Genomic DNA, 12,471 nt, shown 5'->3' with positions numbered 1-12,471 from the left:
GGCCGTTACACGGCCTCAACCGTCCAGCCGACCAGCTCCTTCGCGATCCGGCCAAAAGCCGTGTTGAACGCCGCAACCGCCGCCGCCGGCTCGATCTTGTCGAGCTTTTCGCTGGCCTCCACCAGGCGCGAGGCAATCACCTTGCCGGTCTTGTCGACGATCCGGGCCGACAATGCGATCTCGACCTGCGGCTCGCCCTCCGCCGCGATGTGGAAGCGCCTGACATCGATCAGCAACTGATTGCCGGCCTGGCCGACATCGGCCGCACGCAGCGGCGCGTGCGCGATGTCGTAGTTCTCAAAACTGTCGATCAACCGTGCCTGCAACAATTTTGGAATGCTGTCGGCCCACATGAATTCGGCGAAGCCTGGATAGTCCTTGACCGGCGAGAACAGCATGCGCTGCGTCTGCAGCATCGCGACTGCGGTCGGCTCAGGAATCGCCAACGGCTCGGACAAGGTCTTGCCGGCCGGACCGAGCTTGTCGGGAGCACGGAGATCGAAAGTGATCTTCTGCGCGGGCGTGCCGCCGCCGGTCATCTTCTCGAGCCCCGCGACGATGCCGTCGAGCTTGCCGGTGTTGCGCGCCAGCCCGTCGGAAAACGTCCTGAGATTGGCGATGGTGTCCTTCAGCGGGCCTGAATTCTCCTCCAGCACCGAATCGACCCGGCGCAGCGCATCGCGCGCGGCTTGCGTCATGCTCTGGCCTGCACCGGGATCGGCGATCAGCGTCGGCATCTCACTGGGCTTTGCGACGATCATGCCGCCTTCGAGCGTCACTACGGGTACGCCGGTCAGGCCCTGAAATTCCAGGCCGACCTTGGTGTCGGTCCGCACCGGCGTGGTTGACGCAACCGAGATGGTCGCGTTGACGAAGCGCGGATTGTCCTGCGCCAGCCCAAGCTCGGTGACCTCGCCGACCCGGATGCCGTTGAACAGTACGCCGGCGCCGACCAGAAGCCCGGGCACCGGTCCCTGGAATTGAACATGGTAGCTGGTGCGCGGTCCGATGCCGCCGGCATTGTTGAGCCAGTAGACGAAGCCGAAGACCGCAAGGATCGCGGCCATCACGAAGGCGCCGATCAGCACATAAGGAGCGCGGGTTTCCATGTCTCATCTCATCTGGGGTTGCAGCATCTGGGAGCGCTTGCCGTGGAAATAGGCCCGCACCCAGGGATGCTCTGAAAGAAGCAGCTCGCGCATCGGCCCGATCGCGACGATCTTGCCGTCGGCGAGCGCGGCGACCCGGTCGCAGACGGTGGTGAGGCTGGCCAGATCATGGGTGACCATGAACACGGTGAGTCCCAGCGTCTTCTGAAGCGTCTTGATCAGCGCGTCGAAATCGCCGGCCGCGATCGGATCGAGGCCAGAGGTCGGCTCGTCTAGGAATAGAATTGGCGGATCGAGCGCGAGCGCGCGGGCCAGCGCCACGCGCTTGGTCATGCCGCCGGACAGTTCTGCCGGATATTTGTCGCCGTCTTGCGCGCGCAGGCCGACCATTTCGAGCTTGGCGATCGCAATCTCGTCCATCAGCTCCTGAGACAGCACGAGATTTTCGCGCAGCGGAAACTGCACGTTCTGCCTGACGGTCAGCGAGGAGAACAACGCCCCCTGCTGAAACAGGATGCCCCACTTCGTGGCAGCGCTCTGGGTGCCGTGGTCGTGCGTGCCGCCGATCGGCTGGCCCATCACCTCGATCTCGCCGCTTCGGCGCGGAATGAGGCCGATGATGGTGCGCATCAGCACCGATTTTCCGCCGCCGGAAGCACCGACCAGCCCCAGGATCTCACCTCTGATGACATCGAGCGACAGGCGGTCGATCACGATCTGCCGGCCGAAGCCGACGACGAGGTCGCGAACGCGGATCGCGAAAAACTGAGCATCCGCCATCGTCACATTCCGATCGAGGCGAAGAAGATCGCGAACAAGCCGTCGAGCACGATGACGAGGAAGATCGACTTCACCACCGACGTCGTCGTCTGCTTGCCGAGCGATTCCGCGCTGCCCTTGACCCGCAAGCCTTCGCTACAGGCGACGATCCCGATCACCAGCGCCATGAACGGCGCCTTGAGGATGCCGACCTGGAAATGGGTGACCGAAATCGCCTCGTGCAGCCGCGCCATGTAGATCGCCGGTCCCATGTCGCCGTAGAACTGCGCCACCAGCCCGCCGCCATAGAGTGCAGCAATCGAGCCGATGAAAGTCAGGATCGGCAGCGCAATGACGAGCGCCGCGACGCGTGGCAGGATCAGCACGTCGACCGGGTTGAGCCCCATGGTCGAAAGCGCATCGATCTCCTCGCGCATCTTCATCGAGCCGAGCTCGGCCGTATAGGCGCTGCCCGAGCGACCCGCGACCATGATGGCGACGATCAGGACGCCAAGCTCGCGCAGAACCAAGATGCCGACCATGTCGACCGTGTAGGACTCGGCGCCGAACCTGCGAAAGTGGAAAAAGCCTTGCTGCGCGATGATGGCGCCGATCAGGAAGGTGATGAGCACAATGATCGGAATGGCCTGCCAGCCGATCCGGTAGAGCTGGTAGACCAGCGATGTCAGCCGCAGCGAACGCGGATGACTGACAACGCGGACAACCGCTGCGAACAGTGCTCCCAGCATCTGCAGGAACACCGCGACATCCTCGCGCGCTCCGACCGTCGCCTTGCCGAGCTCGCTTAGCCGGAGGAGAAGCGGATTGGGCGCAGGTGCTGCTTGCGGATTGTGGCGATTGACCTGACGAACCTCCTCCATCAGGCCGCTGTAATTGTCGGCGATGCCGACGATATCGCCTTGCGCGCCGGCTGCACTCACCCGTCGCGACAGCTTTTCCAGCAGCCATGCGCCGAGCGTGTCGAGCTCGCTCACGCCGGCCATGTTCAACTTGACGGCTTTCGACCCGTCGATCTCTGATTTGACCGATTGGGAGAGCGCTTCGAGCTTTGCGACGTTCGAGGCGATCCACGAGCCGGCCGGGCGCAGTTCGAGCACGTCGCCGGAGGGCGTGGCCGCCAGCAGGGGTTCGGAGTTCACGAGGCAGCTCCTCAGGGGATGATTGATCCCAAGCTTCTACCCGCTTCTAGGCACGCCGATGGCGGCCGGATTGACCTGCCTCAAACGGGCGGGCTCATCGCGGCCTGTTGATGCAAATCAATCGAAAAGCCTCCTCGCCGCCTAAGCTTTTCCGGCCCAAACAGGAGAAACTCCATGTTCGACACCGGCAGGATCAGTGACGAGCTGAAGGCGCTGAAGATCGACCTCTCCAGCCTGCTGAACACCGGCGAAGAGATGCTGGATGGCTCGAAGGAGCGCGCCGAGGCGCTGGCCGAGCAGATCAAGGCCGCGCTCGCCGAACTCGGCGAGACCGTCAGCGAAGAGCAGGAGCAGCTCGAGGGGCTCGTAGCCGAACGCCCGATCGCCTCCCTTGCATCAGCCTTCGCGCTCGGCGTCGTCGTCGGCTTCATGCTGAGGAGGCACTAGGTGAATACCGAGAATGTCGTCAAGCAGCTGCGCGTGCTCTGGCGTACCGAGAAGATCATTGCCGACATCCGGCTGCGTCATCTGCTGATCGGTTTTGGACTGCGGGCCTTCGCCGCGCTGATCGCCGCCTTCGGCCTGTTGATGCTGGAACTGGCGGCCTATTTTGCGCTGGCCGAGATCTGGAGCGCGATCCTCGCCGCGGCGATCCTGGGTGTCGTCAATTTCGCCATTGCCGCGCTGCTGTTCGCGATCTCGGCGCGATCACCATCGGGGCGCGAGCTCGAGCTTGCCAATGAGATCAACGGCGCATCGATCGAAGCTTTGCAGATCGAGGCCCGTGCCATGCAGGCGCAGTTCTCCGGCGCGCTGCATCATCCGCTCAACAGCCTCGTGCCGTTCCTGGTGCCCTTGATCACAATCATCATCAGGAGCCTGAGGAAGCCGGCAGCGGAGCCGCAGGCGGCGGCCGCGGAGCCGAAGTGACGGTCCGAGCGGCCCCGTCCAACAAAGCATCGAAACAACCCCATGCACAGTAACCGGTGATGGTTTTACCCGATATTCGCTTTTAACGAATTATAGCTTGACACGTCGGGCAAATCGGGGGTATAGTGCCATCATTGCGAAACGTGGGTCCACTCCGCCGTCATGGCCGGGCATAGCCGTCCGAAGGACGGCGTCGCTTCTGCTCGCCTGTGTCCCGACCATCCACGACCTTTCCCGCGGCACAAGGAACGTGGATGCTCGCGACAAGCTCGGCGTCCGCATCGCTCTCAGAAGGCTACGTTGAGGCCGACATGGCTGCATGTCGGCTGTGGGCCATTCCCGGACTCATGCACCGCAACAAGGAACTTCTATTGGATCACCCCGTCGGCGCGGGCGAGCAGCACAGGAGCTGGTGCAATGCCAAGCGCTTTCGCAGTTTTCAGATTGATGACTAACTCGTATTTCGTCGGTGCCTGCACCGGAAGGTCGGCCGGTCCTTCACCTTTGAGGACACGATCGACGTACCCAGCCGAGCGTCGGACTATATCGGCAGTATTCGGTCCATAGGAGATCAGTGCCCCTTCCGCAACGAACTGCCGGAAGCCGTATATCGCAGGAAGTCGATATCGTTCCGTCAATGTAATGACCGCCCGGCGGTGATTGTTGATGAATGCGTCCGGTGCGGCGATCAGACCGCCGTCAGGCTCGTGTGCGAGCGCCGTGATGGCTGCCTCGACCTCCGCCTCGTCGTGCACAGGAGTTGCGGAGAGCTCGAGGGCGAGCGATGTGCGGGCCGCTTCGAGTTCGCGCAGGAATGCCGGGTAAAAAGGCGTCGTGTCGGGATTGAAGATGAGCGCTACACGTCTGACCCCGGGAGCAATCTCCTTAATCATCTCCATCCATTTCCCGATCATCAGGAAGTCGATGAAGGTGAAGCCGGTGATGTTGCCGCCCGGCCGCGAAAGGCTGGCCACGAAACCCTGTCCGACCGGATCGTTGACGAGGTTGAATACGATCGGAATGGTGCTGGTTGCCTCTTTCAGTGCTGCGGTGATTGGCGTCCCGCTTCCGACGATGAGGTCCGGCGCCGAATGCACCAGCTCCGTCGCGTGGGCTCGGATTCGGACCAGATCTCCGCCGGAATATCGATGCTCAACTCGGATATTGCGGTTCTCGATCCACCCGAGCGCCTCGAGCCCCTCCCGAAACGCAATGACGCGGGTCATCACTTCGTTATCGTTCTCAAGGTATGGATGGAGGAAAGCAACACGACGCATGCCCGCCGCTTGCTGCGCGCACGACGCCAACGACCAGCTAGCGGCCGCGCCCACTGAAAGTGCAATGAACTTGCGTCGTCGCATTCGTCGCCCTTCAGGGCCGAGCGATATGGCCTAGCATATGCTTCAAGTTCCAAGTGTAATGTGCATCACAGCAAAAATTCGCACTGATGTCGCAGATGGGTCACAAGCGGCGGTCGGGGCGAGTGCCGCCCCGCGTCCGGTCTACCCCCGATAGCCGACATCACAATGGCCTCAGCCCTGTTCGGCTAAGGGCCATGTGTGGACGGCTCCGGGTTGGCAAGAAGAATCTTCACTTTGCGGCGCGTTGGTCGGAGCGGCCATGTGTTCGGCCTGTTTGTGCGGCTCACATGACCGCTGGCCATAATGCCCTCCGCGGATCAGGTTCCGGTCAAAACCTCGCATTCGATGATGCTGTGGCCCATGTGGGTTGTCCTGATCGCCGGATCGACCGGCGCTGCATTACGTGCTGTTCGCCCTCCCAACCGTTACGTCACACCGGATGTCCCGGTGTAATGTCGTCTCGTCACGCCGCGAGAGCGGCGGGTTCATTGTAACGTTCGTTTCTGGCCATCATCGCCCAGGCCATTCTGGCGAGTTTGTTAGCGAGTGCGATGGCCGCGACCTTGGTGGGGCGCCGGGTCAACAATCGAGTGAGCCAGGGCCGGTGATCGGTGCCTTGGATCTTGGCATAGCGGATCACGGCGAGCGCGCCAGCCGTGAAAAGGCTGCGTAAATAGCGATCCCCTCGTTTGCTGATACTGCCAAGCTTGTCCTTGCCTCCGCTCGAGTTCTGCTTCGGCACGAGCCCAACCCAGGCCGAGAAGTCTCGTCCTGATCGAAAAGCCGTGGGATCCGCAATGCTGGCCACCAAAGCTGTGGCCAACGCCGGCCCGACGCCGGGGATCGCGTCTAGCCGTTTGCTCGTCGCATTTGATCGATGCCAGGCGTTGATGCGTCGGTCGAACTCCAGGATTTGAGCCTTTAGCGCGCGCAATTGAATGCCGAGAGCAGCAAGACATGCACGGGCTACCTCGGGGAGCCGATGGTCGGCTGTATCGGCGACGACTTCCAGCAGTTGCTCGACACCCCTGCGCCCGACAGGGGCGACAATCCCGAACTCGGCGAGATAGGCGCGGATTGAGTTGATCACGGCTGTCTGCTGGCGGATGAAGAGGTGGCGCGCCCGGTGAAGCATCAGACAGCTCTGTTGCTCGACCGTCTTGGTCGGCACGAACCGCATGTTGGGTCTCGTGACCGCCTCGCAAATTGCCTCCGCGTCGGTGCTGTCGTTCTTCTGCCGCTTGACGTAGGGCTTCACATAGGCCGGAGGCATCAATCGCACCGTATGCCCCAACGCCTGCAGTTCGCGGGACCAATGGTGCGATGACGCGCAAGCCTCGATGCCCACCAGGCAGGGCGGCAGCTTCTGGAAAAATGCCAGGATGTGCCGGCGCCTCAACTGACGGCGTAGGACCACCTGGCCGGCTGCATCAACGCCGTGCACTTGGAAGACTGACTTCGCGATATCCAGACCGATCGTCGAAATTGATTGCATTGGCTGCTCCTCCGAATCGTGGGAGCTTCAAAAGGCACCCACTCCTTGGCACTCTCGTGCCGGTGGAGGAGCCGTCCACAGCATCATAACCGGACTCATGCGCCGCAGCAGAGTGCCGCCATCACCTCGTCGGATGCTACTCGGGCAACCCCGCTTTCCGAAGGCCCTCGATCATCAGCTTCGCGTTTGATTGCCCGCCCCGAGCGATCCACAAGGATATCGTAAAGGCGGGATCGACCTCAAGCAGACGAGCCGCCGCTTCACGCGTCTCACCGTCACGTCCAAGATGGGCGAAGGCGGACGCGAGAACGCGGAGCGCTCCCGAATGAGAGCGGTTCAGGCGTAGGGCTTTTTTCCCCACGGCGATGGCCTCATCAAAGCGGCGAAGCTCAATAGAGGCGTACCCGATCCCAGCAAACGCATACTGTAGCCACGGGTCTACCGGGCTTACGCGCACGGCACGCTCAAAGCTCCGAATCGCTTCCTCCAAGAGGCCCACAAGTCTATTGACATGGCCTCTGCAGTTCCATGCGTGAAAAGAACTGGGATTGAGCGCGACCGCCCGGTCGGCCATCTCGATCTCACTCTCACTATCGCCGACCGTGAACGCTGAGATTATGGCAGCCCATGCCAAGATGTCTGAATCACTATCGTCGACGCTCAATGCCAACCGAAAAAGCCGAACTGCCTCCTTGCGCTCGAATTGAGGATCGACAGCATAGCCGAATTGGAGATTGAGATGGTGACAACCGGCTGCTAACGCCGCGACAATCCCGAACCGAGGGTCAAGCTCCAAGGCACGATGAGCCAGTCTTAACGCCTCGGCCAATGATTCGCGGGTCGCTAAGGAGAACCGCTGCAGGGCTCGGAGAAAATAATCATAGGCGGTGAGGTTCTCCGGTCGCCGCCGCCCCGCCGTTGCCATTTCCGTTTGAAGCAATTTTGGCTGAATGGCCGAAACAACGGCAAGCGTGACGTCGTCTTGCAGGACGAAGATGTCGGTCAGGTCACGCTCGAACCTATCCGCCCAAATGTGCGCCCCTGTACTCACATCGATCAACTGCCCTGTGATGCGAATTTTCGCCGATGACTTCCGCACAGAGCCTTCAAGGACATAGCGAACACCAAGCCTGCGTCCGACCTCCTTTACATCGACGGCCTTGCCTTTGAACGTGAAGCTCGAGTTTCGCGCGATCACAAACAACCATTTGAACCGCGACAGCGCCGTCGTAATTTCCTCAACCATTCCGTCGGCAAAGTAGTCTTGCTCGGGGTCCCCGCTCATGTTCTCGAACGGTAACACTGCGATCGAGGGCTTGTCCGGGAGCGACGGTTCAGAGTTTGACGATTCCGCGTGACTGCCTTCAACGATCGCAGAAGCGGAGGGCCTGTCATCCTCTTGCACCGCGCCGACGAAGCGAAAGCCCTTTCGTGGCAGTGTCTTGATGAGCCGCTGTTCTTCGCCGGAATCGCCGATTGCGCTTCGCGCGGCGTTGAGGCGGGTTGTCAGCGCCATGTCGGATACGATGCGTCCATGCCAGATGGCATTCACAAGATCGTCCTTGCTGACGACGTGCTCCCTATTGCGGATCAGGTAATCGAGCAGATCGAAAACCTGTGGTGCGGTCGGGACGACATTTGGGCCGCGGTGGAGCTCGCGCCGGTCGGTATCGAGAGCATACTCCTCGAAGAAATAGCGCACGCTACCACTCCTTCGTTGACCCGCAGATCACGTGCGGCGCTCCAGCAGGGCTGGAAGTGCAAAAGGATAAGCCGCCGGCAAGGAAAAAGTAAGCCGCATCAAGCGGGCCGATCGACGTCCCGGCCCGATTGCTCGTCGGAGCTGGGACTCAGGGAGTGGACGTACCGACAATCAAGCCTATGGTCGCTCTACAGCTTCAGCCTGACGTCGCAAATATCCGGCTCGCTCGAATCCGGCTTCACCTCGAAACCGAGCTGGCGGCACATGTCCAGCATGGTCGTGTTCTCCTGGAGCACGTCGCCGGAAATAGTCTTCAGCCCCTCTGACCTCGCATAGTCGATGATGAGCTGCATCAGGGCCCATCCGAGTCCCCTGCCCTTCAGGTCGGAGCGCAGCAGGATGGCGTATTCGCCGCTCTCGTAGATCGAGTCCGAGTGGATCCGGACCACGCCAACCATTTCGTTAGTCGCCTCCTCGAAGGCGATGAACGCCATCGCGCGGGCGTAGTCGAGCTGGGTCAGGCGGGCGATGAACTCGTGAGTGAATTCCTTCATCGGCGCAAAGAAGCGCAGGCGAAGATCGTGGGGCGTGACGTGCTTGAGGAAGCTGTGAATGGTCGGCTCGTCCTCAGGCCGCATCGGCCGCACGAAGATGCGCCAACCGTCCTTGAGCTCGAGATGGCGTTCCCATTGCGACGGATAGGCCCGCACGGCAAAATTGGCCGGCCCCGAACCGGCGAACTTTCGCGGCGGCACGCCGACTGCAATTCGAGCATCGACCGCGGTGACGCCGGTTTCGTCCGCGAGCAGCGGATTGATGTCGAGCTCGCGGATCTCGGGAATGTCGGCCGCCATCTGCGCCAGCTTGACCAGCACCATGGCGACCGCATCCTGCTTGACGGCGGGCACGTCGCGATAGGCATGCAGCAGCCGCGAGACGCGGGTGCGATCGATCAGATCGCGCGCGAGCTGCAGATCGAGCGGCGGCAGCGCCAAGGCCTTGTCGTTGATGATCTCGACCGCCGTGCCGCCGCGCCCGAACACGACGACGGTGCCGAAGGTGGGATCGTCGGCCAGACCCAGGATCAATTCGCGCGCCTTCGCCCTCACGACCATCGCCTGCACGATGACGCCGGCAATGCGGGCTTCCGGGCGCAGCTTCCTGGCGCGGGCAAGAATATCGGCAGCAGCGGCGCGCACGGCCTCGGGCGTGGTCAGGTTGAGGACGACGCCGCCGACATCGGACTTGTGCACGATGTCGCGCGACAGGATCTTGAGCACGACGGTCGCACCCTGCGCAAAAATGTCCCTGGCATAGGCCACCGCCTGATCGATGTCGGCGGCCGCATAGGTCGGCACCATCGCGATGTCATAGGCCTCGAGCAGGCGCTTGATCTCGACCGGCTCGAGCCATTGGCGGCCGTCGGCCATCGCCGCTGATACCATCGCTCTGGCGTTCGCAACATCGGGCGCGAACGTGTCGGGCATGGCAGGCGGAACCTGCGAGAGCTCCTCGACCACCTCGCGGTGCCGGACCAGATGCATGAAGCCGCGCACCGCGTCGTCCTCGGTCGGATAGTTGGGAATCCCGGCTCCGCTCAGCGACTCGACGATGCTCTGATCGGCGCCGACCCAGGCCGCCAACACCGGCTTCGCCCAGCGGCGATGCTCTTCGCGATAGGTCTTGACCATCCCGGTTACCGTCTCGGCAATGTCGGCGGCGGAAGCGATCGCGGTCTGCACGTTGAGGACGAGGATCGCATCGTTGCCGGGATCGGCCAGCAGCACCTCCAGCGCGCGCGCATAGCGCGCGGCATCGGCATCACCCACGATGTCCACGGGATTGGAGCCCGACCAGGTCGGCGGCAACACCGCGTCGAGCTTCTTCCGCGTCTCCGGGGTCATGGGCGCGGGAATTCCGCCGAGCTCGACCAGCCGATCGACAGCCAGCACGCCGATGCCGCCGCCATTGGTCAGGATCGCGAGCCGCTTTCCACTCGGCGATTCGACGCGGCCGAGGGTCTCCGCGCAATCGAACAGCTCGCGCAGATCGGATACGCGCAGAATTCCGGCGCGGCGGAAGGCAGCGTCATAGACCGCGTCAGCGCCGGCGAGCGCACCGGTATGGGTGGCGGCCGCCCTCGCGCCCTGCGCCATGCGGCCGGATTTGACCACCACGACGGGCTTTACCCGCGCCGCGGCGCGCGCCGCCGACATGAACTTGCGCGCATTCTTGATGGACTCGATGTAGAGCAGGATCGCGCGTGTCTTGTGGTCGAGCGCAAAATAGTCGAGCAGATCGGCGATATCGACGTCGGCCTGGTCGCCGATCGACACGATTCCGGAAAAGCCGACGCCGCGCTGCGCGGCCCAATCCACCATGCCGGCGGCGATTGCGCCTGATTGCGAGATAAGCGCGAGGTTGCCGGCGCCGGGCATGTGCGCCGAGAAGCTGGCGTTCAGGCTCACGCCGGGCATCATGATGCCGAGGCAATTGGGACCGATCAGGCGCATGCCGTAGCGCTGGGCTGCCTGCAGCGCGGCCTCCTCCAGCGAGCCCGGACCGTGGCCAAGGCCCGCCGTCACGATCAGCGCACCGGCCGAGCCGCGCCGGCCGGCCTGATCGATGATGTCAGGAATTTCCTTGGCCGGCGCCGTAATGGCAACGAGCTCGGGGACGAAGGGCAACTTGTCGAGGCTGGTCACCGCTTGCATGCCGCCAATTTCGGCGTGGCGCGGGTTCACCAGCCCGAACTCACCCGTAAAATTCGCCTTGCGAATATTCTCCAGCACGGCGCGACCGACGGAGACGGGCCGCGAGCTCGCTCCGACGAGCGCGACCGAACGGGGCGACAGCAGATTCTTCAGACGGTAGGTCGACATGATTCAACGATGCACTCGGGAAGCAGGCCCGATCAACGGGAAACCTGGCGCGGATATGTGGCGGAATTGCCTACGGCGCGATGAGTCGAAGTTGAATCGTCATCGCGCCTTAGTTTCTTTATTTGCGCATGATCTCCGCGCAACCGCGTTCCGCGCGTGTCGCAAACGAAAACCGCTGCACTCTCTTCTCTTCCGGATTTAGTGCGACATCATAACCCAGCACGGTGGCGCGCCCATGACAGTCTTGGTCACGCCGCCCCAGACGATTTCGTTCATACGGGAATGATGATAGGCGCCCATGACGATGGCATCGATGGAATGGGCGTGCGCCCAGATTCCGAGCACCTTGCCGATCGAACTTCCCTTGACCGGCGTGGTCTCGAAGGACGCGTAGACGCCGTGCTCCCTGAGATGATCGACGAGACTGGTGCCCGAATGCATGATGGCCTCGGTCTTCTCATCGGCCACGGTCACCACCCGAACCGAATTGGCCTCCTGCAGGATCGGCATGGCGTCGCCGACGGCGCGGGCCGCGCGCGCGGAATGATCCCAGGCGATTATCACGTTTTCGAGTTCCGGCCGGAGCCGGGCTGCACGTTCTTCGGGACACAGCAAGAGCGGTCGGCCGGACTCGAATAGCAGCGCCTCGACAATCTTCTCGGAACGGCTGTCGTGCGACTTGACCGGGAGCAGCGTGAGATCGCCGAACCGGGCATATTCCGCCACGCTCTGCGCAATCAGCTCGGGGGCAAACTTGTGCAATCGCGTCTCCGCACGGACAGACATCCGCGAAGCGGATTCCTTGAACGTCTCCAGAAGCGCGCTCACGTTTGTGACGCTCCGCCTGGCTTGCGCCTCCTCGGCGTTCTCGACATCGGCCGAGATCACCACCTTCGGCCGTACCCAGATATCCTCGGCCACGGCAAGCCCAGTGATCTTCGCCCCCCAATCGGCAGCGGCAGCCACGCATTTCTCGATCGCGGCCGAGTTCGGCTCGCTCGGCTCGCCAACAAGCGGCAGAAGGACGTCCTTGATGGGCATCGGGATTCTCCTTTCGCCTGCCGAAAATAGGC

General features: G+C 62.5%; 10 protein-coding genes. 2 read left to right on the top strand and 8 right to left on the bottom strand.

Translation table 11 applies throughout. The features are described from left to right. Positions 1–5: 5 nt before the first annotated feature. From KUF59_RS14790 to KUF59_RS14780, 3 genes are read right to left on the bottom strand one after another with little or no spacing between them, the layout of a single operon-like run. Positions 6–1,109: an ABC-type transport auxiliary lipoprotein family protein gene (locus tag KUF59_RS14790; RefSeq protein ID WP_212457693.1), complete on the bottom strand. Its 1,104-nt coding sequence runs from the start codon at positions 1,107–1,109 to the stop codon at positions 6–8. 3 nt (positions 1,110–1,112) lie between these two features. Then, positions 1,113–1,889, bottom strand: coding sequence for an ABC transporter ATP-binding protein (locus KUF59_RS14785; protein WP_212457694.1), 777 nt, complete (start codon positions 1,887–1,889; stop codon positions 1,113–1,115). Positions 1,890–1,891: 2 nt separating this feature from the next. Continuing rightward, entirely contained in the window at positions 1,892–3,028 is a 1,137-nt protein-coding gene (locus KUF59_RS14780) for an MlaE family ABC transporter permease (RefSeq protein ID WP_212457695.1), read from the bottom strand. Between the two features lie 174 nt (positions 3,029–3,202). On the opposite strand from KUF59_RS14780, the gene KUF59_RS14775 reads away from it, so the two are divergent. Continuing rightward, entirely contained in the window at positions 3,203–3,475 is a 273-nt protein-coding gene (locus KUF59_RS14775) for an MbeB family mobilization protein (protein WP_212457696.1), read from the top strand. Next, complete coding sequence (locus KUF59_RS14770) at positions 3,476–3,958, top strand: phage holin family protein (RefSeq protein WP_212457697.1); 483 nt, start codon at positions 3,476–3,478, stop codon at positions 3,956–3,958. Positions 3,959–4,326: 368 nt separating this feature from the next. Here KUF59_RS14770 and KUF59_RS14765 read toward each other — a convergent pair whose 3' ends face one another. The 5 genes from KUF59_RS14765 to KUF59_RS14745 form a co-directional block, all read right to left on the bottom strand. Beyond that, positions 4,327–5,319, bottom strand: a complete 993-nt coding sequence (locus KUF59_RS14765) for an ABC transporter substrate-binding protein (protein ID WP_212457698.1) — start codon at positions 5,317–5,319, stop codon at positions 4,327–4,329. A 463-nt stretch (positions 5,320–5,782) separates the two neighbouring features. Then, on the bottom strand, positions 5,783–6,814 hold the full coding sequence (locus tag KUF59_RS14760; protein ID WP_258767739.1) for an IS110 family RNA-guided transposase: 1,032 nt from the start codon (positions 6,812–6,814) through the stop codon (positions 5,783–5,785). A gap of 136 nt (positions 6,815–6,950) precedes the next feature. Next, entirely contained in the window at positions 6,951–8,516 is a 1,566-nt protein-coding gene (locus KUF59_RS14755; RefSeq protein ID WP_212457699.1) for a winged helix-turn-helix domain-containing tetratricopeptide repeat protein, read from the bottom strand. A 188-nt stretch (positions 8,517–8,704) separates the two neighbouring features. After that, entirely contained in the window at positions 8,705–11,398 is a 2,694-nt protein-coding gene (locus KUF59_RS14750) for a bifunctional acetate--CoA ligase family protein/GNAT family N-acetyltransferase (RefSeq protein WP_212457700.1), read from the bottom strand. Between the two features lie 198 nt (positions 11,399–11,596). After that, positions 11,597–12,439: a universal stress protein gene (locus KUF59_RS14745; protein ID WP_212457701.1), complete on the bottom strand. Its 843-nt coding sequence runs from the start codon at positions 12,437–12,439 to the stop codon at positions 11,597–11,599. Between the last annotated feature and the right edge of the window lie 32 nt (positions 12,440–12,471).

Source organism: Bradyrhizobium arachidis, from assembly GCF_024758505.1.
GTDB lineage: Bacteria > Pseudomonadota > Alphaproteobacteria > Rhizobiales > Xanthobacteraceae > Bradyrhizobium > Bradyrhizobium manausense_C.
Note: the sequence above shows the minus strand (reverse complement) of the source record. Positions and strands in the feature narration are given on the sequence as shown.